The organism is Novosphingobium sp. SG751A (assembly GCF_013149295.1).
Lineage (GTDB): Bacteria > Pseudomonadota > Alphaproteobacteria > Sphingomonadales > Sphingomonadaceae > Novosphingobium.
Window position 1 is genome coordinate 1 of record NZ_JABGCB010000026.1, and the last position, 23,511, is coordinate 23,511.

18 protein-coding genes and 3 pseudogenes are annotated in these 23,511 nt (G+C 61.1%); 11 read left to right on the forward strand and 10 right to left on the reverse strand.

Annotation, left to right across the window (positions count from 1 at the left end):
* Nucleotides 1–104: 104 nt before the first annotated feature.
* Nucleotides 105–1,105: pseudogene (locus FHW96_RS23290) on the reverse strand (IS3 family transposase); the annotation flags it as partial.
* A 129-nt stretch (nt 1,106–1,234) separates the two neighbouring features.
* On the opposite strand from FHW96_RS23290, the gene FHW96_RS23295 reads away from it, so the two are divergent.
* The 3 genes from FHW96_RS23295 to FHW96_RS26830 all read left to right on the forward strand — a co-directional run bounded on the left by FHW96_RS23295 (nt 1,235) and on the right by FHW96_RS26830 (nt 3,842).
* Nucleotides 1,235–2,323, forward strand: coding sequence for a cell wall metabolism sensor histidine kinase WalK (locus FHW96_RS23295; protein ID WP_172342969.1), 1,089 nt, complete (start codon nt 1,235–1,237; stop codon nt 2,321–2,323).
* A gap of 193 nt (nt 2,324–2,516) precedes the next feature.
* Nucleotides 2,517–3,188 (forward strand): alpha/beta hydrolase, encoded by a 672-nt coding sequence (locus FHW96_RS23300; RefSeq protein WP_253951189.1) that lies wholly within the window; start codon nt 2,517–2,519, stop codon nt 3,186–3,188.
* Between the two features lie 300 nt (nt 3,189–3,488).
* Nucleotides 3,489–3,842: an SDR family oxidoreductase gene (locus tag FHW96_RS26830; RefSeq protein ID WP_216651029.1), complete on the forward strand. Its 354-nt coding sequence runs from the start codon at nt 3,489–3,491 to the stop codon at nt 3,840–3,842.
* 360 nt (nt 3,843–4,202) lie between these two features.
* On the opposite strand, the gene FHW96_RS23310 is transcribed toward FHW96_RS26830, so the two are convergent.
* Complete coding sequence (locus FHW96_RS23310; RefSeq protein ID WP_253951190.1) at nt 4,203–5,678, reverse strand: MFS transporter; 1,476 nt, start codon at nt 5,676–5,678, stop codon at nt 4,203–4,205.
* 427 nt (nt 5,679–6,105) lie between these two features.
* Here FHW96_RS23310 and FHW96_RS23315 point away from each other — a divergent pair, with 427 nt between their 5' ends.
* Both FHW96_RS23315 and FHW96_RS23320 read left to right on the forward strand, forming a co-directional pair.
* Nucleotides 6,106–7,614, forward strand: coding sequence for a patatin-like phospholipase family protein (locus FHW96_RS23315; RefSeq protein WP_253951191.1), 1,509 nt, complete (start codon nt 6,106–6,108; stop codon nt 7,612–7,614).
* A 169-nt stretch (nt 7,615–7,783) separates the two neighbouring features.
* Nucleotides 7,784–9,427: a tannase/feruloyl esterase family alpha/beta hydrolase gene (locus FHW96_RS23320; RefSeq protein WP_172342971.1), complete on the forward strand. Its 1,644-nt coding sequence runs from the start codon at nt 7,784–7,786 to the stop codon at nt 9,425–9,427.
* Nucleotides 9,428–9,459: 32 nt separating this feature from the next.
* Here the strand turns inward: FHW96_RS23320 and FHW96_RS23325 are convergent, their stop codons facing one another.
* The 4 genes from FHW96_RS23325 to FHW96_RS23340 form a co-directional block, all read right to left on the reverse strand.
* The gene (locus FHW96_RS23325) at nt 9,460–10,665 is read right to left on the reverse strand and encodes a DUF1624 domain-containing protein (protein ID WP_253951192.1); all 1,206 of its coding nucleotides are present in this window, start codon (nt 10,663–10,665) and stop codon (nt 9,460–9,462) included.
* A gap of 58 nt (nt 10,666–10,723) precedes the next feature.
* A complete protein-coding gene (locus tag FHW96_RS23330) occupies nt 10,724–12,046 on the reverse strand; it encodes an aspartate aminotransferase family protein (protein ID WP_172342972.1) in 1,323 nt (440 codons plus the stop codon).
* On the reverse strand, nt 12,046–13,092 hold the full coding sequence (locus tag FHW96_RS23335) for a phosphotransferase (RefSeq protein ID WP_172342973.1): 1,047 nt from the start codon (nt 13,090–13,092) through the stop codon (nt 12,046–12,048). The genes FHW96_RS23330 and FHW96_RS23335 overlap by 1 nt, the downstream gene beginning before the upstream one ends.
* Nucleotides 13,093–13,158: 66 nt before the next feature.
* Nucleotides 13,159–13,821 (reverse strand): haloacid dehalogenase type II, encoded by a 663-nt coding sequence (locus FHW96_RS23340; RefSeq protein ID WP_172342974.1) that lies wholly within the window; start codon nt 13,819–13,821, stop codon nt 13,159–13,161.
* A gap of 359 nt (nt 13,822–14,180) precedes the next feature.
* Between FHW96_RS23340 and FHW96_RS23345 the strand changes: the two genes are divergently transcribed.
* Nucleotides 14,181–14,654 (forward strand): Lrp/AsnC family transcriptional regulator, encoded by a 474-nt coding sequence (locus FHW96_RS23345; protein WP_172342975.1) that lies wholly within the window; start codon nt 14,181–14,183, stop codon nt 14,652–14,654.
* 121 nt (nt 14,655–14,775) lie between these two features.
* On the opposite strand, the gene FHW96_RS23350 is transcribed toward FHW96_RS23345, so the two are convergent.
* The 3 genes and pseudogenes from FHW96_RS23350 to FHW96_RS26320 form a co-directional block, all read right to left on the reverse strand.
* Complete coding sequence (locus tag FHW96_RS23350) at nt 14,776–16,908, reverse strand: discoidin domain-containing protein (protein WP_172342976.1); 2,133 nt, start codon at nt 16,906–16,908, stop codon at nt 14,776–14,778.
* 89 nt (nt 16,909–16,997) lie between these two features.
* Nucleotides 16,998–17,270, reverse strand: coding sequence for a UrcA family protein (locus tag FHW96_RS23355; RefSeq protein WP_253951193.1), 273 nt, complete (start codon nt 17,268–17,270; stop codon nt 16,998–17,000).
* Nucleotides 17,261–17,710, reverse strand: a pseudogene (locus FHW96_RS26320) (transposase); the annotation flags it as partial. The pseudogene FHW96_RS26320 and the gene FHW96_RS23355, both read right to left, overlap by 10 nt.
* An 81-nt stretch (nt 17,711–17,791) precedes the next feature.
* Here FHW96_RS26320 and FHW96_RS23365 point away from each other — a divergent pair.
* The 4 genes and pseudogenes from FHW96_RS23365 to eutC all read left to right on the forward strand — a co-directional run.
* A pseudogene (locus FHW96_RS23365) lies at nt 17,792–18,692 on the forward strand (IS3 family transposase); the annotation flags it as partial.
* Between the two features lie 449 nt (nt 18,693–19,141).
* On the forward strand, nt 19,142–19,282 hold the full coding sequence (locus FHW96_RS26325; protein ID WP_253951194.1) for a hypothetical protein: 141 nt from the start codon (nt 19,142–19,144) through the stop codon (nt 19,280–19,282).
* Between the two features lie 228 nt (nt 19,283–19,510).
* Entirely contained in the window at nt 19,511–20,911 is a 1,401-nt protein-coding gene (locus FHW96_RS23375) for an ethanolamine ammonia-lyase subunit EutB (RefSeq protein ID WP_253951195.1), read from the forward strand.
* Nucleotides 20,904–21,656: an ethanolamine ammonia-lyase subunit EutC gene (eutC, locus tag FHW96_RS23380; protein ID WP_172342980.1), complete on the forward strand. Its 753-nt coding sequence runs from the start codon at nt 20,904–20,906 to the stop codon at nt 21,654–21,656. Before FHW96_RS23375 ends, eutC begins: the two co-directional genes overlap by 8 nt.
* Before the next feature lie 30 nt (nt 21,657–21,686).
* Here the strand turns inward: eutC and FHW96_RS23385 are convergent, their stop codons facing one another.
* Entirely contained in the window at nt 21,687–22,856 is a 1,170-nt protein-coding gene (locus tag FHW96_RS23385) for an MFS transporter (protein ID WP_172342981.1), read from the reverse strand.
* Nucleotides 22,857–22,951: 95 nt separating this feature from the next.
* Between FHW96_RS23385 and FHW96_RS23390 the strand changes: the two genes are divergently transcribed.
* The gene (locus FHW96_RS23390; protein ID WP_172342982.1) at nt 22,952–23,440 is read left to right on the forward strand and encodes a MarR family winged helix-turn-helix transcriptional regulator; all 489 of its coding nucleotides are present in this window, start codon (nt 22,952–22,954) and stop codon (nt 23,438–23,440) included.
* Nucleotides 23,441–23,511: the final 71 nt, after the last annotated feature.

The window sequence follows — 23,511 nt, forward strand, 5'->3', positions numbered from 1 at the left end:
AACCCAAAATACCCCACGGGATCACATCCCGACCAGCAAAGCCTATTCCCTTCAGCTACATAGACAGGTGGGTGTAATGAAGCAGGATTGTAGTATCTGCGCTACTCCTCCAACTTTTCGCGGGCATCTGCAAGTGTCAGGAACCAGTGGGTGTTCAGACACTCAGCCCGGAAGCGCCCATTGAACGCCTCGATGTAGGCATTGTCCGTTGGTTTGCCAGGCCGGGAGAAGTCCAGCGTCACCCCGTTGGCGTAGGCCCATAGGTCGAGATCACGGCTGATGAATTCGGAGCCTTGATCGACCCGGATCGTCTTTGGATAACCAACCACGGCGCAGGTCGCCTGAAGTGTCTGGACGACATCCTCCCCGCGATAGCTGAACCGAGGATCGAGCACTGGCGAGAACCGGGAGAACGTGTCGACCACGGTCAGGACTCGGATCTTCCGACCCGTGGCCAACTGGTCATGGACGAAGTCCATGGCCCAAACATCATTCACGCGGGAGGCCGCGCAGCGGTCTTCCCTCAACTTCGCCTTCACCCTGCGTTTGGGCGTCTTGTTGTGAAGCTGCAGGCCCAACTCGTTGTAAATCCTGTGCGTTCGCTTCATGTTGATCTCCCAGCCTTCACGGCGAAGAAGAACGTGGACGCGGCGATAGCCATAGCGGACGCGCGTCTCGCAGATCTCACGAATGCGGGCTTCGATGCCGGCCTGCTCGCGGCGACGGGATTTGTAGTGGTACGTCGAGGTGTCCATCTCCAGAACCCGGCAAGCCCGGCGGATCGACACGCCCCAGTCACTGCGAAATCCGTTCACCAGCTCGCGTTTGCGAGCAGGCCTCACAGCTTTCGGCGGATGACGTCCTGCAGCATCTCCTTGTCCAGGGAGAGGTCCGCCACCAGCTTGCGCAGCTTCGAATTCTCGTCCTCGAGCTGCTTAAGTCGCCGCATGTCCGGCGGCAGCATGCCGTCGTACTTCTTCTTCCAGTTGAAGTAGGTCGCCTGGCTGATCCCTGCCTTGCGGCAGATATCCGCCACCGGAACACCGTCCGCTCCCTGCTTCAGAATGAACGCCTTCTGGGCGTCTGAGAATCTGGATGCCTTCATGGTTCTTCGCTCCTCCCAGCCAAGGGAGATTACGACGAAAAACTCTAACTCCAAGCGATCCAGTTTTCTGGGATCAGATCACTGCGCCACCTGCCCCCCGATGTCGGCCCCGACGATCACCTGACGGACATGCTGCGCCAGAGACTGCCCTCGGCCAGCGTCGCTATCGGGCTGCACGGCAAGGTGGCCGACTGCATTGGCGATTATCATGCGGTGCAGGCGTCCGGCGCGCGGGGCTTCTTCAAGGACCTGCCCGATTGCTGGCTGGTGGTGATGCGCGCACCCAGCGGGCGGCCTTTCATCTTTGGCCTTCCCGTGCTGTCGGCGCGGCATGGCGGCGGTCTGGCCTTCGCGCCTTCCGCGCTGGCTATCACCACTTTGGCCAGTCTCATCATCGCCAGTTTTGCCGCCCGGATGATGCTGAATTTCATGCGGCGCCTGAAGGACGCCACGCGCCGCTTTGCCGAGGACATCAATGCCGCGCCCATTTCTGCCGATGCACCGCGCGATGTCAGCGACACTTACGATGCCTTCAACGCCATGCAGCAGCGCATCCGCACGATGATGCTGGAACGCAATGACATGCTGGCGGCCATCAGCCACGATCTTCAGCCCCCCCTTACCCGCCTGCGCCTGCGGGCCGAAGCGATGCCTGCATCGATCGAGCAGTCCAAGATCATCGCCGATGTGGCCGCGATGGAGCGTATGGTCGGCGATGGGCTGGCCCTCGCCCAATCGCGTGAATCCGCCGATGACTGGGCCTGGCTCGACCTCGACTCGCTGCTGGCCAGCATCGTCGAGGATGCGCAGGAGGAAGGAAAAGCAGCAAGCCTTGGCCGGGTCGACAAAGTTTGCGTCAGGGTCAAACCCAGCGCACTGGCCCGCTGTCTGCAAAATCTCACCGACAATGCCTTGCGCTATGACGGGTCGGCCTTGCTCGAATGCATTCACGAAGAGCGAATGGTCAAAATCGTGATCCGAGACAAGGGAACAGGCATCCCGCCCGATGATCTGGAACGCATGTTCCTGCCCTTTGTGCGCGGCGAAGCCAGCCGATCACGGCAGACCGGCGGCACCGGCATCGGCCTCACCATCGCGCGCGCGCAGGCCTCGACTTTCGGGGGCAGCGTTGCGCTGGCGAACACGCGCGAGGGACTGGCCGCCACCGTCACGCTGAGCGGAGCCGTTGCGCCGCCCAATGGATTGCAAAATACCTGAATGTCGCCCTAAGCTGCGCGCGCCACATTTGAGGTCAAACATGCTGAATGCTGACTTGGTCTGGCCCTTGAGGGCCGCAACGCCTGCGGTGACGTTTGAGGATCCGGCCTGCGCGCCCGAGATCGCGGTCGTAACCGGGGTTGAGCAGCCTGTGCTGCTTGGCTTTCGCCCCGCCCGGCCGAACGGGCGCGCGATGCTGGTGCTGGGCGGCGGCGGCTATGTCGCGCTCATGGTCGGGCGCGAAGGTATTCAGGTAGCACACTGGCTGACGGGTCTTGGCTTTCATGCCTTCGTCCTGCTGCATCGCTTTCCCAACGCCGCACATGGGGTTGCGGCGCCGCTGGACGATGCGATGGAGGCCATGCGCCTGATCCGGGCCAGTGGCCTTGCCCCTGATGGCTTCGGTGTCGTCGGCCTGTCATCGGGCGGGCATCTCGCGGCCTGCCTGTTTGCAGCCTATCCTGAGGAATGGCCGCAGCCGTCCCCGCCGACACGCCCTGATTTGGCAATCATTGGCTATGCGCCGATTTCGACCAATGCCAGGGGCCGCACGATCATTCCTAACAAACCGCCGCTGCCGCCCATCGAAAAGCAGGCTTTCTACGATAGGCTTCAGCCCGACGCACAGCTTTTGCCCTCGCCACCGCCAGCCTTCATTGTCTATTCGGACAGCGACCCGGTTGTGCCGATAGACAATGCGTTCAGACTCCGCGCGGCATGGCAAGCCGCCGGAGGTTCCACAGAGCTGCATATATTCACCGATGCGCCGCACGGCTTCGCGCTTGATACGAAAAACCAGCCGGTGTCCCTCTGGCCTGTTTTGTGCGAGGCATGGCTGCGGCAGGTCGGTTTTCTGGGAGCATGATAGGCCGGGGCACGGCGGCGGGATACGGCGTGGCGTCATGCACCAACACCTGTTCGGCGATCCAGCCGGCGGTTGGGGCCTGATGCGGGCAACAGACGCGGATGGCAGATGGCGACCACGCAGTTTCGTCAAGCCCTGCTTCGAGCAGATCAAGACCCTTGGCGATATCCTCAAGAGCCTCACGCGCCTCGTCCACCGGCGTCAGGCGCTCCGCCCCCGAGCGTGAGCGGCGGAACAGCCGATAGCCCACCCAATCCTCCAGCGAGCGCACCAACTGACCCACGGCGGGGGGGGGGGGATGTGTCCAATCTCGATGACCTGCACCGGATGCGTGACGCTGCGGGCGCGGCATTTGGCCACCTCGGTATTCTGTTTGCCAATGCGGCCTGGCCATCGCAAACCCCTTTGGAAAAATGCAACGAAGCCACCTGCGACCGCATCATACACATTAACGTGAAGGGCACCTTCTTCACGGCGCAGACCGCGCTGCCCCTCATGCGCGAAGTCGGCTCGATCATCCTCAACACCTCATGGCTCAATCAGGTTAGCGCACCGGAGCGAGCTGTGCTCAGCGCCTCCAAGGCGGCGGCGCGCAGCTTTGCACACACCATGTCGGCCGAATTGCTCCCTCGCCGGATTCGGCCGACATGGTGATGTGTGGCGGTCGGGCGGAGCTTTGACTCATAAGGATGAAACAATGACGCAAGCAGACGTGGTGATTATCGGCGCTGGCGTATCGGGTGGATCACCTTTACCCCTGATTTAAGCCGCGTCACCGCGCGCAGCATTGAACCCTTGCTGGCGCCGCCTCCTGTGTGGTCGGCGGTGATGACATATGGCTCCATTATTCACTCGAAGACTGCATCTTGCGGCGTGCGCGGATCAGACGCTAAGACCGCTGACGTCATCCAAGCGGCAAAGAATGCAGATGGAGGACAGTCCACGGGCTTTGCATCAATCCGCCGCAATACCGCCGGCGATCAAGGGCCAGCCGGGAAAGCCCGCGATCTGCGCCTAGGCGGAAGCCTCACCGATCAGGTCGTGGGCAGCGTCCAGATCACGCAGATCGCGCCCGCGCGTTTCCCGCCCGAACCATGCTACCAGAAAAAGCGACAGCAACGTAGGTAGCATCACCAGCAGCGATGATACGCGCATCGGAAGCATGATGCCGCTGATGGTCAATCCCTGCGCCAGCAATCCGCCGCCCTTGGTCCAAGCCGCCACCCAGCCCGTGGCGCGCGCCCGCACCCGCAGAGGAAAACTTTCGGCCGTATAGGGCAAGACAATGGCAATGATGCCGTTCGTGCCGACAATCAGCAGGGCCACAGGCAGGACCGGGCTGCCGCTGCCCATCAGTTCCAGCCGCAGGACCAGCCCCAGTCCGAGCAGAGTCAAGACGATCATCGATGTCAGTGACCACTTGGTGCTCCACCGGCTGTAAAGCAGCGCGGCGATGAATACTGTCGGAAAGGCGATCAAGGCGCTCTCGGCCAGAAGGCGGCTGGACAGGCCCACCGAATAGCCTTTCGCCACAAGATCTGCGGGAAGCCAGAGCAAGAGGCCAAAATTGATCAGTCCCCAAGACAGCGCGCACAGGCTGAGCGCGGTGAGTTTGCCGTAAAGCTGAAAACCTACGAGCGCATGGGCCCCGCCCGGTCCGTTTTCCGCCACGGCATTCGCCCGCTGCGCCTTGGCCCCAAACCGGCGCATCACCGCTTCGGCCTCCTCCACACGATCACGCGCCAGCAGGAATTTCGCCGACTCCGGAATGAAGGCGCCCAGCAAGACCAGAGTGAGCCCCGTCGGCAGATTGGCCAGCCAAAGGATCCGCCAGCCAAAGACCGGCTGAAGCAAAGCCGACAGGCCGCTGGCCGCGAAATAGCCGCCCACCGCGCCCAATCCGCCCACCAGCACCAGACTCCAGCCGCGATGCCGGTTGGGCATCATTTCGGCCAGCAGCGCATAGGTCACCGGCAACATGCCCCCCGCCGCAGCCCCCATCATGAAACACATGGCGATATTCCAGGCCAGGCTGGGCATGGCCCCGCAAATCGAAGTGCCGACAAACATCACCGCCGAGAGCAGGATCGATGCCTTGCGTCCATAGAGATCGGCAATCCACCCCCAAAGCACCGATCCCACCACCGTGCCCGCCAGCGCGAAAAACGGCACCAGAGAGACGGTCTTCTTAGGCACGCCATATTCGCTGATCATGCCCGGCACCGTAAAGCCAAGCGAGGCCGGTTTCATCACATCGATGATCAGGGCCAGCGTAAGCACGCCCATCAGGCCCCAATGCGCAGGGCCCAGATGGGCATCCTCGGGCGCGGCCACGACAATGTCGGCTGCCTTTTCACGCTGCGCCGCCACATCACGCGGCAACAGCCCATAGGCGGCCACTCCTGTCCCCAGAACGATCAGCGCCATGCCGAAAAGCATGGCGTTGTCCATCGGCATGCCCGCCAGTTGATAATTCATTGCCCGTGCCATCGAAAACATCGGCCAATGAGCGCAAACGCCTAATGTTACTGCGATGCAACCCGCAATAAAGGCCCATACCGCCTGTCGATCCGATAGCGTGCTTTTCATCTGTCCCATTGGCCTTACCTCCCCCGTTTGGACGGTGATAATCACATCGCGGGTCAAGGAAAAGCCGCAAGGGTCTCCATATGGGCATGTGGTCAGCTATAGAACTGACCTTGAAAATTGGAACTGGGCCGGGTGACGACAGATCGACGGCGCCTTGACAGCCAATTTCGGCTCATTTCGAATGAGGCCACTTTACTCTCCGGCAAAGCAGGCACAGCTTGCTTTACTTGTCATTCGATATAAAAGACCATTGTCGTTAAAATAATGCATTCAACCCTTAATGAATACTTTGCTTTGCGATGGTAAAATACCAATAAGCGGAGGTATCATGAAATTTTCTCGCCCTCTATTGACCGCCTTCATGTTCTCGTTGCTCGCCGCCTGCGGACATCAACGCCCAGCGCTCAATGGGAATATCGCTATTTCGGCCAAGCGCATTCCCGCCAACCTTAACGAACAAATAACTGGAAGCGGCACGGCAAGACCTGTTGGTATTCCGGGGCCCCCTGCGCCACAGGCTGCTCAAGGCGCCCGCCTGTCCGCCTTCGCGCAAACCGTGATCACCGCTCGCGATCGCGACATGAGCACGCATGCCGGAATTTGCGCAGATCTGTTGCAAAAGGACATTTCCGGCGATGCCGGACAGCCGCTGGCCAAGGGTTATGCCATAGTGCTGTCGGGCGGCGGTCCGCATGGTACATTTGGCGCGGGCCTGTTCCTCGGCTTGCAGGACAAGGGGCAATTGCCGCCTGAACCCGAAGTGGTGACCGGGGTGAGTACAGGCTCTCTGCAATCAACTTTTGTATTTCTGGCGCGCCAGCCTGTGGCAAAGGACCGGGATTATAGCTGGATCAACCCCAAAGCGCTGCCTTTGCACAGTTTGCCGGGCGCGGGCAACCAGCCGCCCCTGGCCAAAGGCCGCAGCAATCTTGAAGATCTTGCTCTGGCTTATAGTATTGGACGAGAAGGTGAAATCCTCAAACCCGGCTCCTTGGGCGACCTTTCGCTGATAACCGACGGCGCCCGCGCCCAGCTTACTCCTTTGCGCAAACGCCTGTTCAGGATGATTAGCCCCAATACCATCACTCAGCTTGCAACCGAAGCCTGTCGTGGCCGTGTGCTTTTGGTCGGAGTCACCGATGTGGACGACGGAAATGGCTACGCGCTCGACCTGACCGGACTGGCGCTCAAGGCCTTCGAAGGAGAAGCCAGCCAAACGCGCATGACTTTGGTGCGCAACACCTATGTCTCCGCGCTGATGGCCTCGTCATCCGTGCCGGTGGGGGCTATGCCGGTGACGCTACGCTATCGCGAGTTTGATGACGAGGATAAGCCGTCCGATATTGCCTCGCGCCAACATATGTTCATCGACGGCGGCGCGCGTTTCGGGGTGTTTCTTCCCAAGGGAAGCGATGGGTCTGATCTGACCCTGATCGTCAACACTTTTCTGGATACGCCGCCGTGGACGCCGGGCGATCCCGCGATCCCAACCACGAAATGGAAATTGATCGGACTGGGTCTGCGCACCGTCAACGATCTGCTGGAAACCCAGATTTATAATCTGTCGGTTGGACAAGTGGAGGCCGCGGCGGGCAAACTGTCGATGGCCTATCTTTCAAACCAGAACATCGTGGGCCCCGATGGCCGACCCGGTGAAAGCCCGGTGGCGCATGTCTATCTTGGGCGGAACTGCGGGCAATGGCAAAGCGAGGTCGACGCTCTGCATCACCCACTGCAATTTTCTCCCGATTATATGGCCTGCCTGATCGATTACGGCCGCAGCCGTGGCAATCTGGCGCAATGGAATCTGACCAAGCCTGAATTAAAGCATCAGTGATGATGCATTGAGGCGAAATTTCAGGAATACCGGCGAGAGCGCGGCATAGTCATGAACCGGTTGCGCTCTCATCGCGGTCTTTCTTTGCGGAAACACGGGTCAGGCCGTATCCAACCTGGGATCATCCGACGCTCTAATGCGTGGTGCATCGGGAAGAGGGGGAGATGCAATGAGCAGCAAACGAATTTTCGCAAGCTTGGCCGTCACGACATGCGTCAATGTCTTTGCCGTGACGGCCTGCCATGCCGCTGCGCCATCCATCCTCACCGCCTCCGACGCCTGCGCGGGGCTGGCCGGCATGTCGATCCCCGCTTCGAAAATCGGATTGCCAAGCTCTGGCGCGGCAGTCAGCACCGCGAGGCTTGTTCTGCCGGACTCATCGAACACCAATGGCGAATTCTGCGAGGTGAAGGGCTTCATTCTGCCCGCGTCCCCGGATGCGCCGAAGATGGAGTTTGAGGTCAACCTTCCAACTGTCTGGAACCGCAAAGCGGTCCAGCTCGGCGGCGGCGGTTTTGACGGTGTGCTGGTCACGGGTTTGGGCCGTGCGGCGCTGCAGCCGGATTCGGTGCGCAATCCCTTGGCGCAGGGTTATGTCACTCTGGGCAGCGACGGCGGGCACAAGGGAACAGCCGGCTTTGACGGCAGTTTCGCCCTTAACGACGAGGCATTGCTGAATTTCGGCCAACAGTCCGTGAAAAAGACCCATGATGCGGCCATGGCCATCATCAAGGCGCGATACGGCAGCGCCCCAAAGCGCTTCTATTTCATCGGCGCGTCGCAGGGCGGCCACGAAGCGCTCGATGCCGCGGCGCGTTATCCCGCCGATTATGACGGCGTGGTGGCCAATTATCCGGCGTATAACGTGACCATGCTGCATCTGGGATCATGGAATGTCGGCAAGGCCCTCTACGAAAACGGCGGTGCAGGGTGGCTGAACCCTGCCAAGACCAAACTGCTGACCGACGCGGTCTATGCCGCTTGCGACAGCCTTGACGGAGCCAACGACGGGATCATCAGCAATGTGAAGGGCTGCAACAGCCGGTTCAACATGGCGACCGTTCGGGCCGAACTGCGCTGCGCCGATGGCAAAGACACTGGGGACGCATGTCTTTCCGATGCGCAGATTGCGACAGTGGAGAAAATCACTTCTCCGTTCCGCCCCGGCTTCCCGATTGCCGGTTCCGAGGTGTTTCCGCGCTGGGCGCTGCTGGAAGGTTCCTTGTTCCACGGCCCCTCGACGCTGGGCTCACGGCCCGTTCCCGCCAATCCGCCGACTTCGGCCGATCCGCTGCTCTACAATGCCGGTTCGGGCACCATAAAATATGTCATTACCCGTCAGCCGGAATTCGATCCGCTCGCCTTCAGGCCCGATGAGTGGAAAGCGCGTGTGCAACAGTCAGGACAGATCATGGACGTGACAAACGTCGACCTGACGCCATTCCGTCGCAAGGGCGGCAAGATCATTTTGACGCATGGCACTATTGATGACTTCATCACCCCGCACAACAGCGAGGCTTATTACGAGCGACAGCTCGCCCGCCAAGGCAAGATCAATCTCCAATCTTTCATGCGCTTCTATGTGATACCCGGCTTCGGCCATGGATTTGGCCTGTTCAACGCCCGGTTTGACAGTCTTGATAAGATCGACCGCTGGGTGGAAACGGGCCGCGCCCCCGATCGGCCCATTGCGGTTGATGCCAACAAGGGGCCCCACCGCACGCGGCCCATGTGCGAATTTGGTTTCTGGCCGCGCTATCGCGGAACCGGTTCGGTGGACAGCGCCGCCAGCTTCACTTGCATGAAAAGCTAGCGGAACCCGAAACGCGCTCTGAAAAACCGCCCTCAGAAATATCTGAGCCAGGCTAGGTCGCGGCGGCGGCGCTTCAGGCGGGCATACCAGGCGGTCGGGATATAGAGCGGAACGATCAGGGCCACATACCAGACCAACACCCAACCATAGTTGTCAAACATATAGGCCTTGCCATTGTTCGGCCCCCAGATCGCCAAAGCGCTGTGATAGAAAATGCGCAGGACCGTAAGGTGAAGCAGGTAGAAGAACATCGGGGCGCCGCCAAACACGGCAAGCGCACCGACCAGCCGCGAAGCGTTGATCCGCTCGAACAGGGCCAGCAAAAGCGCGCCGGTGCCAAGCGTAGGCAGCAGGAACAGCAAAGACGGCGGATATTTGGTCATCGAGATGAAGCTGATGGTGGTGCGGACCGCATCGCCATCGACAACATGCCATGGCCTGTCGCCATAGATGTTGAGCAGGCGCAGGGCAATAAAGCCGCCAATCATGCCAAAGCCGAGCAGCAGCAGTCGCCGCTGTCGCAGATCAGGCGCGACATCCGGGCGAAACCAGTTGCCGATGCCAAAACCCAGCGAAATGACGCCGAGCCAAGGCAGGATAGGATAGGTCGTCTTGGCCACAAAGCCGAAGGGCAGCCCAATCGTATCTCTTTGGTGCAGCACCGCCCATAGCGGAAACAGCGCATCGCCCTGCGTCAGCCGGATCGGATCAAGCAGGTTGTGGAAACAGACCACGATCAGGCCAAAAGCGATCAGCGCGGGGCGCGGGAGACGCATCAACGCAGAGAGCGCGATCATGCACAGCCCGATGCACCAGATCACCTGCAGCCAGAAGGTGGGCTGGGGCACAATCCCCCAATAGAGCGGCGAGAGATAGGCCAACTCAATGGCGATCAGCAGAAAGCCCCGCTTCAAAAGATAGACGGTGGTTTCCTCGACGGTATGGTTGATGCTGAAGAGATGGACCCCAAGCCCCGTCAGCGCCACAAAGATCGGAGCGCAGAAGCTCACCACAAAGCGGGCAATACCTATGATAGGCAGGATCGTATTGGCGTCGATCGGATCGGTCACGACATAATTGACGAACCATGTTTCGCGCAAATGGTCCAGCAGCATGAGGACCATCACGAAACCTCGCAGCGCATCAATATTGGCGAGCCGGAGACCGGCGACCGGCACCGCTTTTTCGGGCGCATCCATGCTGACAGAGCGCGAAAGGGCGGAAATGCTGCTCGCCATATGCTTCACCTCTACTTTTGGGCGGAATATTTACGTCGTGCCAAAGATGACCATCGGTTCAAACCGCCAGTGCCTCGTCCAGCACGTCGACGAACAGATCGACATTTTCCCGGCTGAAGATCAGCGGAGGGCGGATTTTCAGGATATTGTGATCCGTGCCGCATGCGCTGATCAGAACGCCATTGTCGCGCATCGCATTAACGATGCGGGTAGTGCGCGCCCGGTCGTTGGCCTGCGTTTCACGGTCGGAAACGATATCCGCCGCCACGAACAGACCCGCCCCGCGAACATGGCCCAGACAATCGTGGCGCGAACGCAGCGCAGATACCCGTTCGAGCAGATAGGCGCCGACCTCACGGGCATTGTCCATGATCCGGTCGCGCCGGATGACCTTCAGCACGGCGGCAGCGGCCGCGCATGACACGGCATTGCCCGCAAAGGTGTTGAAATAGCGGGAGTTAGTGCCGAATTTTTCAACGACATCGTGGCGCGTCAGCAGCCCCGCAATAGGCTGTCCGTTGCCCATCGGCTTGCCCAGCGTGACAATGTCGGGATCAACACCATGCCGCTGAAAACCCCACATATGGCTGCCGGTGCGGCCAAAGCCGGGTTGAACCTCGTCGGCAACAAAAATGCCGCCCGCCTTGCGGATCGCCTCGACGGCGCTCTTCAGGAAGCCGGGCTCTTCGGACAGGATACCGTCGCTGGTGAAGATCGAATCCACGATCAGCATCGCAGGCTGGATGCCATGGCGCTTAAGATCGGCAATGGCGGCTTCCACGTCGCGGGTGAAGCGCTCGGCCACATCGGGGCCGCTGCGATAGGCGGCGGGCGCCGCCACGGTGCGGACATGGGCGCCCAGAGGAACCGCTGTGCCCAGGGTCGGGGAGAATTGCGAAACGGCATCGGTAATGCCGTGATAGGCCGTCTCGGTGATGATCACCCCCGTGCCGCCCGTGCGCACCTTGGCGATGCGATAGGCCAGATCATTCGCTTCGCTGCCTGAGCAGGTCAGCATCATGTGCGACAGATCAGAATGCACTGTCGACAACAGACCTTCGGCAAGTTCGAGAATGGTTTCATGCAGATAGCGCGTGTTCGTGCAAAGCGTGGCGACCTGCCTGGTGATCGCCTCCACCACATCGGGATGGCAATGCCCCAACGAGACGACATTGTTATAGGTGTCGAGATAGCGGCGGCCATCGGCATCATAAAGCCACACGCCCTCGCCCCGCACAAAATGGAGCGGCTTTTGATACATCAGCCGATAGGCCGGGCCCAGCAGGCGCGCGCGTTGCTCGACCATGTGCGCTTCATGAGGGTCCAGTTCGATCTGGCCGGGGATGAAGGCGTTGACGGAGGACAGGTCTACAACACTCATTATTCGTCTCCTGACAGGCAGAATTGCAGCAATTGTCGGCTTGCCTCATCGCGGGAAAAGCCCGCGAGATGGTTCAACCCGGCCCAGGCAAGGCCATTGTTGCGCATGATATATTCGCGATTTTCCGGATAACGGGCGGCGCGCCATTCGGTGATCAAAACGGTAATCATGAAACGCGCGGTGATAAGGTCGAGCAGGACCGCCTGCTCTGCCTTGCGCAGCGCCAGCACCTCGTGAAAGCCTCCGATAATCTCGGCGGCGCTGAGCAGGGGATCGGCTCCGTCGGCCATTTGATATGCGGCCGCCGTCGCGATTTCCCCCACCAGCGGGGCATGGACGACATCGCCAAAGTCGATGATCGCGGCAATCTGGTCGGTTTGGGCCGGGTTCACCAGCACATTCCCAAGATTATAGTCATTGTGAATGACTTGCGCCCGCAGAGAATGGAGTTGCGGCAGCGTTTCGGTTTGATACTGCGCCATAAAGCGCTGCATCAGCTTGCGTCCCGATGGATCAGCGACACTGTCGATCATACCGGTCAAACGGTGGGCCGCCGCGACATTCCACAGTATATCATGCTGCGCGGCAGGGTGCACAAAGCCTTCAAGCGCCTGGTCCAGCCTGGCGAGGGTTTGGCCAAGGGCCCGGCGCTGCGCCGTTGTCCGTCTGGATTGCCCCAGTTGCAATCCGGGCAGGAACGTCAGCATGCGCAAGATGGAGACCCGCCCGTCATCGAGCGTGATCGGCATCTCGTAGGATCCGTCAAGCGCGGCCACGGGGCGCGGCACCGACAAGCCCGTGGCATTACCCGCCAGATGATTGAGAACGCAGGTTTGAAGATTGACAATATCGCGAGCTTCGGCGGGGTTCGAAACTTTCAGAAGATACTGGCTGCCCTCCTGTCCCACCATTTTAAAATTGCGGTCGCGCTCTCCGGAAAGCTCCGAGGCCTTCAGATCACGGCCATAGAAACGCCGGGCCAAGACTTGCGCGTCCTGCGTGGTAAGCTGCGGCGGCTGGGTGGTGAGCGTGGGGTCGAGTAGCATCTTCTGCCTATGTTTTATGGAAATGGGCTGCGACGCGGCGGGTGCGCCTCGCAACCGTTTCTCTTGTCAAAGACCAAGCAGGGCGGGGAGTTCGCTGAAATCCCTGATGCGGGTAACGCCATAGTGATCGGTCGGCGCTTCGTGCCCGCGATCCACGAAGACCTTCGCTCCAAAGCCCAGATCATAGGCGGTCATCAGGTCATAGCGCGGGCTTGAGGAAACATGCATCATATCTTCGGGCGCGCAGCCCAATTGATCGAGCATATATTCAAACGGCCGCATCAGCGGCTTGTAGGCCCCAGCTTCCTCGGCCGTCAGCACGGCGTGAAAAGGCACGCCGATATTGCGCGCGCTGTGCGGGATCAGATCCACCATGCTGTTGGAAAGGATGACCAGCGGATAGTTCTCCGCAATCCGGCTTAACGGTCCCGGCACGTCAGCATGAGGCTGCCAGGTTGGCACGGCGTCATAGAGCGCCTGAACATCGCGCGCCTCATATTGGACGCCATGCTTGACGCAGGCCCGCTCGACCGCGTTGGCAATGACATCATAGAACGGTTTCCACGCGCCCAATACTTCGTCCAGACGATAGGCGCGGAAGGAATCGATGAAGTCATCCATCCTGGCCGGGTCGATCCGGTCTGAAAAAATCGTGCGCGCGGTAGGCCCCATGATAAAGTTGATCATGGTGCCATAGCAGTCGAAACTGATGTATTTGGGCCTGAACATGAAAGATCGCACCTTGCTTTTCCTTACAAGGCCAAGATTAGACCCGGGGCAGCATGGCGTTCTGCCGTTGTCGCGGCGGCCGAAAGGATTTTATCCTGCCGCGCAGCCTTCCTACGAAACGGGTCCGGAGCATTGCGAACTCAAGAGCTGCATGCAGCCTGATGCGGATTCGTCCGCGCGATTCGATCCGTTATACCAAGCGGCATAAAGTTGGCATTTTTGAATCGGGTGCTGTGATTATCTGACGTTTCCGCCGCATTTCCCGGTGGAAACTGCGGCCACGACAAGCATAAATTTGACTGCGTTTGCCGCTGCCGATTTTCTGGCGCAATAGCGTCGGCGGTCCGTTAGGGAATGAAATGGAAAAGCTCGATCAGATCGATTTCAAGATATTATCCTATCTTCAGGAACACGGCCGCGTGACCAATGTCGCGCTGGCCGATGCGGTCGGCCTTTCCACCAGCCCCTGCCTGTCGCGGGTGAAAAAACTGGAAACCCTCGGCTACATCAAGTCTTACGGGGCCCGTATCGCGCTCGAAATGCTGGGCGAATATGTAACGGTGTTCACCGAAATCAAACTGACAGGCCACCGCGTTGCCAATTTCGAACGCTTCCTTCAGCGCGCCCGCAATATCCGTGAAATCGTCGAATGCCATCATGTTACCGGTGGCTATGATTATCTGGTAAAAATCGTCGCTCGCAATGTCAGTCACTATCACGGTATCATGGAATCACTCCTGTTAAGCGACGCAGGAATAGGGAAGTTTTCCAGCTATATTGTGCTGGGCACACCGATCATTCGGGAAGGCTATCCGATAGAGGAGCTTTTTTGAACGGTTTTTCAACCGGCATGTCTGTACTCGGCTTTCCATCGGCAAATAATCAGGCGCGGATCTGCCGATCACGTGAAATGGCGCGGGTTTCGGCCTGCATTTCCGAAACCCGCGCCATTGATCAGGGCGCGATCACAGCCGCCAGTGTCAGCGGCTTCAGAACTATGTCAAGATTGCGCATATGGGATGACATGCTTACCGGCGGGGCGGAACGGGCAGGACGGCTGAGCGGTCCCTGATCGATCCAGGCATATTGGTCAGGCCCGAAGAGGCTGACATTCACGCGACCGGTGATCGGACGCGCCTCCCCTTTCGCGTTCCGAGCCATGATATGCAGGTCGATCGTGCGATCCGGACTGCGGTTAATAGCCAGCAGGCCAAGCTGTCCGTCAGGGCGACGAACGGCAAAGATGCGAACCGCCGGATCGGCGCCCCCCGTGATCTCGACCGGCAAAAATTGATGCATGCCTTTGGGCATCAGCCAATCGCCGGTCAGCAGGCGGGCAGTGTGATAGCTGGGTAAAGGCGTAGCAGCTTGTCCGTCGCGGTCCGCCATGTGCAAGGCCATGTTTCCATAACCGGCACAGGGCATATTCTGGTTGACCGGCACGTTCGGGCCATAGCCGAACAGATAGGCTGTGCTGCCCCCTTCGCTCAGGAACTGGCCAAGGATGTTGGCCATCAGCAGGGCGCTGGGCATTTCCGCCATGGCGCGTCCGGAATAGGCGGAAAAGCCGTATTCAGTGATGATCCGGGGAATCTCCGGCCCCACCCCCTCGGCCGTCAATCGCGCCATCAGCCGATCCATCAGGCGATCTTCCTCGATAAGCTTGGCGGGAATATCGTGGCAGATGTCATCGAAGGGATAGAATTCGAAAGAGTAGAATTGCAGGTCAGACAGGCGGCCACGCTCCTGCAAAGCCCGGATGAAGTGGTGGTTCCATGAGCGGTCGGGGTCGGAATTGAGCCAGGTTTCACTCAACGCGCTTTGGGAACTGGGGCCGCCGAAGCGGATGGCCGGGGCGATGGGGCGCAGCCGGTCCACCCATGCAAGGTAGAGCGCGGCATAATCGTCCGGGTTGCCAAACTGCCCGTCTGGCTCTTCCCCAAGTTCGACCTGAGTGACCGGATAGCGCCGCCGACGCACATAGCGCAGCGCCGCCGCAGCATTCTCCGGCGTGTCATAAAGCACGCCAACCGGCAACATGATCGGTCGACCGTTGCCAAGGCCGCTGTGAAACACCCGATCCAGTCCGGGCTGTTCAAGGCGCGGATCGCGATCGATGGCCCGGTGCCACGGATCGGTGGAGGAAACATGGGCAAAAGTCTGCCCTGTCTTGTCGGCGGCATGGCGGACCAGATCGACCAGCATGCCATCCGGCCCGATCCGCCCGGCGCTGATCTCACGCACGGCAAAACCGGCCCGGTCGCGCCAGTCCTTGGCTCCCGGCGGCGCGGTGTGCGATCCTTGCTCGAGCAGAACCCGAAGATATTTCACGCTGGCCGGGCGCTCGGCCAGTTTCAGCACGACATCACCCCCCGATCCGCCGGTCAGGGCGCCATGGTCGAAAGTGATCCAGTGCGCGCCCGGCCCATAGTCATTGTCGCTCGACCAGTACTGGACCTTGTAGGCAGTGGCATAAGGCGTGCCCCAGGCGATCCGGACAGCGTCAATATCGGCGGGGTTGTCAAAGCGAAGCAGCAACCATTGCTGATGCGGTCGGCCATCCTTGAGGAAAGCGGCATCGAGATAGGGATTGGATTTCCAGAAGCTGGTTTCGTCGCCGTCGGTCAGGCGGGAGTAATCGCTGTCGTTGGCATTATCGATCGTGTCGCCTCGACGCGGGAGTTTGTAGCCCCATGAGACACGGATCGGCTTCTTTGCGCGGTCGCTTGATGTCCAGTAGCCCTGCTGGTGGGCGGGATCGCTCCATTGCCCCTCGGGGTTCCAGTGCCAGTTCTCGATGCCCAACTCGGTGCGCAACCGATAGGTCAGCCGGGTCAGCCGGGCACTACGCATTGCGGCGACATTGTGCCGGGTCAAAAGACGGTCTGCCGCGCCACCGATCCCGCCATCGATCCCGGCTCCCAGAGCTTCTGTCGGATCGAAGCGACGGCCCGACGTATCCTCTGTATGGACTACGAGGGAAACCGGCAGGACGTCCTTGCCGAGCAGCGGCGCCTGATCAAGACAGGCAAGACCAAACAGGACGGACAGAAGGCGACGACGGCAGATTCGGAACGGAAAGCGCATGCGCTAATAAGCGTCCGAAAGCAGTAATCAACAGGCGTAACAGCATGAGCCGGGCTGGGCCGCAACAGGTCCGCGTTTTGGAGCTTCGATCAATGGATCACAGGCAGCCCGCGCGCGGCCCGCTTGATTTCCGCGCCCGACATGGCGCGGGCGCGGCATGCTCTTTGTTCATACACCGCGCGCGGAGCGCAGAGCCCGTCACCGGCATTCAGACATGCTTGGGCGGCGGCCTGCGCGATCCGCCGATGCAGCGCGGCCTGCCCAGCGGTCGAGCCCAGATTCAGATAAGCATAAGCCACGGCAACCGGCGTAGGCTGCACGGCAGGATCGGCCGGATTTAGGCTACCGTGAGCCAAGGGCAATCCATAAACACCTGGTCGATCACGGCCATCAGCGCCGTTCTCTGGCACCGGCGCGTAATAATAGCCCGAACGGCTGATTGAGAGCAGCCTGCATTGCGCCGTGATCGACAGGTACTGGTTATCCGGTTCGACCATCTTCCGCCTCCGGCTCATACTCATCGACCGGAGGCTCGTGCCCAAAAATCGCGCTCCACAAACAGTTGGCCGATTTTGGCGTGCAATTTCTCAATCTCGGCCTCGCTGGCAGCCTTGCCCGCCTGATCGCCACCGTCAAACAGGCTGGCCATGCCATCCGTCGCCTGCCGCTTCCAAGCGCCGATCATCGTGTGATGCACGCCATGCTTGGCCGCCAATTCCGCCAGCGTCAGATCGCCACGGATCGCCTCCATCGCTACCTTGGCCTTGAACTCCGCGCTGTAGCGCTTCCTCGTCGTCTTCATTCCAGTCCATTCCTCAGGTCAGGCTGAGCTTATCACCCTGTCCAGAAAATCAGCACCACTGAACCGCCCCACGTTTGCCGGATGCTCCAACTCTTGAGTAGAAGGAGTCATCATGAGCAAGAAACGAACAAATTTGCTCCCGAGGTGCGGGAGCGAGCGATCCGGATGGTACTGGATCACGAGCGGGACTACCCCTCGCGCTGGGCCACGGTGGTTTCGATTGCCGAGAAGATCGGTTGCGCCCCGCCCACGCTGTATGAATGGGTGAAGAAGGCGGAAGTCGACGGCGGTAAGCGCGCTGGCATGGCGACGGAGATGGCAGATCGCCTGAAGGCTTTGGAGCGTGAGAACCGTGAGCTTAGGCAGGCCAACGAGATCCTGCGTAAGGCATCGGCATATTTCGCCCAGGCGGAGCGAGCCCAAGAACCTTGGCGCCCGTTTCGCAAATGATCGCCTTCATCGATGAGTACCGCGATGAGTATGGGCCATTCTGTCAGATATTTGGCCGATCTGCCGAGTTTTGCCGATCGCCCCATCCACGTACTGGGAACGCATAGCGCAACGTCGTGATCCTGCGCGGCAGTCGGCCCGCAGGAAGCGCGATCATGCGCTCAAGCCTGAAGTTTTGCGGGTATTTTCGGAGAACTTTGGCGTTTACGGGATCCGCAAGGTGTGGCGGCAAATGCAGCGCGAGGGCTTTGTCATTGCTCGGTCGACTGTGGCCAGGCTGATGCGCGAACTGGGCATCCAAGGGGTGGTCCGGGGCAAACCGGTTCGTACCACGATGAGCGACAAGTCTGTCCCGTGTCCGCTCGATCATGTGAACCGGCAGTTTTACGCTCCTGCACCCAACATGCTGTGGGTTTCAGATTATACCTACGTGGCCACATGGGCGGGCTTTGTCTACGTGGCCTTCGTAATCGACACCTACGCCCGCCGGATCGTGGGCTGGCGGGCAAGCCGGACGCAAGCTCGAGCGTTCGCCGAGTACGATTTCGCGAATCCCGGTTCCTCGGGCGAGTTCGATTGCGATCTCCTCCCGCTCGTGAAAGGTTAGAAATCTACCGGTAAGTGCAGGCGCCAAGGGCGCTAGATGTGTTGGCGGCATACCTCCCGAACTCCGAAACCAGCGTGGACCCAGCGGCGTCGAAATACCGGCATCGGCAGCGGCTTGCTCACTTGATCGGCCTTGGGCAATCGCCTGCCAAAAGCGGCGTTGATGCTCACGCTGCCAAGCGGGCGGGCGTCTAGGTGAACGCAATTTTTCTCGTGTGCTTCGCTCTGATGCGCGTCGACCCGCCATGACCACAACTTCCAATTTCCGGGGTGTTGCGATGACCGGTTGAATCCGCCCCTGCTGGGCAAGGTGGCGGAGGCAACACGCGAAAGGGTGATGCAGGCGATCGAGGCGCTGGGCTATAGCCCGATCCCATGGCGCTGCGCCCCAAAGAGGCGGCGATTGCGCGCATCGGCCTCATCCATTTCGATGTGGAGAGCATGTTCATCAGCGGCGCCATTGCCGTCATTGCCGTGACGGCGGCCGAGCGGGGGCTGCAACTGCTGATCCGGTGATCAAAGGCCGTTTCGCGCGAGGAAGCGCTGGTTCTGGCCGGGGAGCTGGTGCGGGCCGGGGCATTGCGCGCCCGCCGACATCTTGCCTGAAAACCTCCATGCTGCTGAATGGAAAACAGGGACTGACAAGGGGAACCCATTCCGGCATCATCGGCATGTTATCGTTACGGATTGGCGGCCTGCCTCTCGATAAGTCCCATATTGCCGGTCGATGTAGGGAGATCCAGTTTGAGCGCTTATCGCATTGATCTGGCCGGAACGCGCTATAGCTTTGACAACCTGGCCGAAGTCATGGCCTGCGCGTCACCGGCGCGCTCTGGCGACGCACTGGCCGGCATCGCGGCGGCCAGTGCGCAACAGCGGGTGGCCGCGCGCTGGCTGCTGGCCGACCTGCCGCTGGGGCTCTTTCTCGAAGATCAACTGGTGCCATACGAACAGGATGAGGTGACAAGGCTGATTATCGACAGCCATGACCGCGACGCTTTCGCCGCGATTGCCCATCTGACGGTGGGGGCTTGTCGCGAATGGCTGCTCGACGATGCGACCGACGGGGCGGCCCTCGCCTCGGCCGCAGGCGGGATCACGCCGGAAATGGCGGCAGCGGTGTCGAAGCTGATGCGCAATCAGGATCTGGTCATCGCCGCGCGCAAGATCGAGAACATCACCCGCTTTCGCAACACGATCGGCCTGCGCGGGCGGCTTTCCACACGATTGCAGCCCAATCATCCCACCGACGATCCCCAAGGCGTGGCGGCCTCCATTCTCGATGGCCTGCTGATGGGATCGGGCGATGCGGTGATCGGCATCAATCCGGCCACCGACGATCTGCCCACCATCGCCCGCCTGCTCACACTGCTCGACGATCTGCGGATGGGGATGGACATGCCGACCCAGACCTGCGTGCTGACGCATGTGACCAATACGCTGGCGCTGATCGGGGCGGGTGCGCCGGTCGATCTATGCTTTCAGTCGATTGCCGGGACGCAGGCGGCCAATCGCGGCTTTGGCATTTCGCTGGCGCTGCTGGACGAAGCCCATGCCGCAACACAGGCGCTGGCGCGCGGCACAGTGGGCCAGAATGTGATGTATTTCGAAACCGGACAGGGATCGTGCCTGTCATCGAACGCGCATCACGGCGTGGATCAACAGACGCTGGAATGCCGGGCCTATGCGGTGGCGCGGCGCTATTCGCCCTTGCTGGTAAATTCGGTGGTGGGCTTTATCGGGCCGGAATATCTCTATGACGGCAAACAGATCCTGCGCGCCGCATTGGAGGATCATTTCTGCGGCAAATTGCTGGGCCTGCCGATGGGGCTGGACATTTGCTACACCAACCATGCCGAGGCTGATCAGGATGATATGGACACGATTGCCACCATGCTGGGCGTGGCCGGGGTCAGCTTCATCATGGGCGTGCCCGGCGCCGACGATGTGATGCTGGGCTATCAATCGACCAGTTTCCACGATGCGCTCTATCTGCGCTCGGTGCTGGGTCTGGCGCCTGCGCCTGAATTTGCCGCATGGCTGGAAAGGATGGGCCTGACCGATCCTGGCGGGAAACTGCTGCGCGGCGATCCGTTTATGGCCTCGGTCCGGGGCGTTCCGGCGCTGGGAGGACTTTGTGGCTGATCTCCCAGATATTACGCCTCTGCGCCAGCGGCTAAGCGCTTTCACCAATGCGCGCGTTGCCATCGGACGGGTGGGATCTTCGGTGCCGACCGGTGCGATGCTGGAATTTCAATTGGCGCATGCGCGGGCCCGCGATGCGGTGCATGATGCGCTGGCCCCCGGCGCGGTGGAGCAAGGGCTGGCGGGCTGGCCCTCCATCAGCGTGCATAGCGCGGCGCCCGACCGCGCGACCTATCTGCTGCGCCCGGATCTGGGGCGGCAATTGCAGCCCGAGGATGCCGCAAGTTTGCAAATGGATCAGGCGCAACTGGCCATCGTGATCGCCGATGGATTGTCGGCCACGGCCACTATGGCCCATGGCGCGGCGCTGGCTATGGCGATGGTCGAGCGACTGAGGCACGACTGGCGGATCGGCCCGATGGTAATTGCCCATCAGGCCCGCGTGGCGCTGGGCGATGAGATCGGCGAGGCGATGGACGCGCAGATGGTCGTGGTGCTGATCGGCGAAAGGCCCGGCCTGTCCGCCGCCGACAGTCTGAGCGCCTATCTCACCTGGGCACCCCGGCGCGGCAGGCTGGACAGCGAGCGCAATTGCATTTCCAATATTCGCCCGCCCCACGGCCGGTCGATTGCCGAGGCAGCCGACGAAATAGCCCGCATCCTGTCACGCGCGCGCGCGGCGCAATGCACGGGGGTGGCGCTGGCGGGCGGAGAGGCTTTGGCGGCGGAAGAAGGCCCCGACTGAAGCACAGATTAAAGGCCTGCATAACATCGATCAGACGGAAGGCCCAATACGGTCGCCCGGGCGCAGGCTCACGGCGATCAGCCACAGAACGAGACAGAGCAGCGCCATCAGCCACCAGACCGGGGCAAGATCGGCCAGATTCTGGCGCAAAAACCCAGCCAGCAGCGGCAGCAAGGCGGCCAGAACATATCCCCCGCCCTGCACGAAAGCGGCGATGGCGGCAGCCTCGTCCGACCCTTCGCCATGGTCCATCGCCACGATCAGCGAGAGCGGGAACAGCGCGCCGATGCCCAATCCGGCCAGCACCGCCGCCGGCCATGCCAGCCCCAGCGGCGCCAGAGCCAGACACAGCATCCCCAGCAAGAGCGCGGCAATCGCACAGAAAAGCGCCGGGCGCCGATCATGCGCGCAGTCGATCCAAAAGGACACCGCCAGCCCCGCCATCACTTCGGCAAAGGTTACCGCCCCCAACAGCCCGCCCGCCCCTTGCGCGGACCAGCCCAATCGCGTGTAAAACGACGGCAACCACGCCAGCACCAGCGTGTAGGCGCCCGTCCCCAATCCAAAGAACGCCAGCAGCAGCCAGGCACGCAGCGAACGGGAAAGGTGCAGCCTCGATGGCGCGCGCGAGATTGCCGCCGCCCTCGGTTCCGCCACGCCGCGCCATGCCAGCAATCCGGCCAGAGCAGGCCCCGCCCATAGGCCCAGCGCCACCGGCCATCCCCATGCCTGCGCCAGCCACGGTCCGACCATGCCGGACATGAGCGCCCCGCCCATGATCGCTGTCGAATAAAGCCCCATCAGACCCGCTGTGCGCCGCCCGCCACGATGACGGATGACCGCAGGCATCAGCGCCTGAACCAAGGCGATGCCGATGCCGCCGGACAGGGCGGTGGCCAGCAGGACATGCGCGCCGGGCCACAGGCCGCGCCCCGCATCACTGATCAGAATGAGGGCCAACCCCAAAGCGATCCCACCCCTCTCGCCCAATAGAACACGCATCCGCCCCGCGCCCAGCAGGATCGCCCCAATCAAGGCGACAGGCAGTGTCGTGAGCAGGCCGGCCCCGGCGTCCGACAGGCCGGTGTCCTGTTGCAGCCTGTCGAGCAGCGGGCCGATAACCGCCATGGAGGGACGCAGATTGATCCCGACAAGCAGGATCGCGGCCGGAAATATCCAGCCGGGGCGGGAACGGGTCATGAAGGGCTCCTTTGCGCGGGCCTTGCCGGGCGCGCATGGGTTCGATATATCTCGATGTAGAGATATTTATCTCGACGTCAAGATAGGTGATCGCCATGGACCGTGCCAGCAAAGCCGCCGACCAATGGGCCCGCGAAAGGCCCGATCTCGATACGAACGCCATGGTGCTGCTGGGCCGGCTGGGAGAGGCCGCGCTGGTCATCGCTCGCGACCGGCTCAATCCGGTCTTTGCCGGTTTTGGCCTGCAACCGGGCGAGTTCGACGTGCTGGCCACCCTGCGCCGCAGCGGCGCGCCCCATGCCCTGACCCCGACCGACCTCTATGAGGCCGCCATGATTTCATCGGGCAGCATGACCAACCGGATCGACCGGCTGGAAAAGGCAGGACTTGTGACCCGCCGACCCAATCCGGCCGACAAGCGCGGCACCCTGGTCGCGCTGACCGCCGAGGGGCTGGCGCTGATAGATCGGGCGGTGGGCGCCCATGTCGCCAACCAGCAGGCGGCGCTGGCCGTCTTGGATGACGGGGAAAGGGAGCAGCTCTCGCGCTTGCTGGAAAAGCTGCTGACGGGGCAGCAGGGATGATTGCGGGGGGCACGGCGGAAGCAATTGAAGTAAATACAAAACCTGCAAATGACAGACATCAACCGCGCCCC

Bases quoted from the DNA above. Each gene is read 5' to 3' on its own strand.
- FHW96_RS23295 (WP_172342969.1), top strand. From the start codon at position 1,235: ATGCTGCGCCAGAGACTGCCCTCGGCCAGCGTCGCTATCGGGCTGCAC.
- FHW96_RS23300 (WP_253951189.1), top strand. From the start codon at position 2,517: ATGCTGGTGCTGGGCGGCGGCGGCTATGTCGCGCTCATGGTCGGGCGC.
- FHW96_RS23310 (WP_253951190.1), bottom strand. From the start codon at position 5,678: ATGGCACGGGCAATGAATTATCAACTGGCGGGCATGCCGATGGACAAC.
- FHW96_RS23315 (WP_253951191.1), top strand. From the start codon at position 6,106: ATGAAATTTTCTCGCCCTCTATTGACCGCCTTCATGTTCTCGTTGCTC.
- FHW96_RS23320 (WP_172342971.1), top strand. From the start codon at position 7,784: ATGAGCAGCAAACGAATTTTCGCAAGCTTGGCCGTCACGACATGCGTC.
- FHW96_RS23325 (WP_253951192.1), bottom strand. From the start codon at position 10,665: ATGGCGAGCAGCATTTCCGCCCTTTCGCGCTCTGTCAGCATGGATGCG.
- FHW96_RS23330 (WP_172342972.1), bottom strand. From the start codon at position 12,046: ATGAGTGTTGTAGACCTGTCCTCCGTCAACGCCTTCATCCCCGGCCAG.
- FHW96_RS23335 (WP_172342973.1), bottom strand. From the start codon at position 13,092: ATGCTACTCGACCCCACGCTCACCACCCAGCCGCCGCAGCTTACCACG.
- FHW96_RS23340 (WP_172342974.1), bottom strand. From the start codon at position 13,821: ATGTTCAGGCCCAAATACATCAGTTTCGACTGCTATGGCACCATGATC.
- FHW96_RS23345 (WP_172342975.1), top strand. From the start codon at position 14,181: ATGGAAAAGCTCGATCAGATCGATTTCAAGATATTATCCTATCTTCAG.
- FHW96_RS23350 (WP_172342976.1), bottom strand. From the start codon at position 16,908: ATGCGCTTTCCGTTCCGAATCTGCCGTCGTCGCCTTCTGTCCGTCCTG.
- FHW96_RS26325 (WP_253951194.1), top strand. From the start codon at position 19,142: ATGGCGCTGCGCCCCAAAGAGGCGGCGATTGCGCGCATCGGCCTCATC.
- FHW96_RS23385 (WP_172342981.1), bottom strand. From the start codon at position 22,856: ATGACCCGTTCCCGCCCCGGCTGGATATTTCCGGCCGCGATCCTGCTT.
- FHW96_RS23390 (WP_172342982.1), top strand. From the start codon at position 22,952: ATGGACCGTGCCAGCAAAGCCGCCGACCAATGGGCCCGCGAAAGGCCC.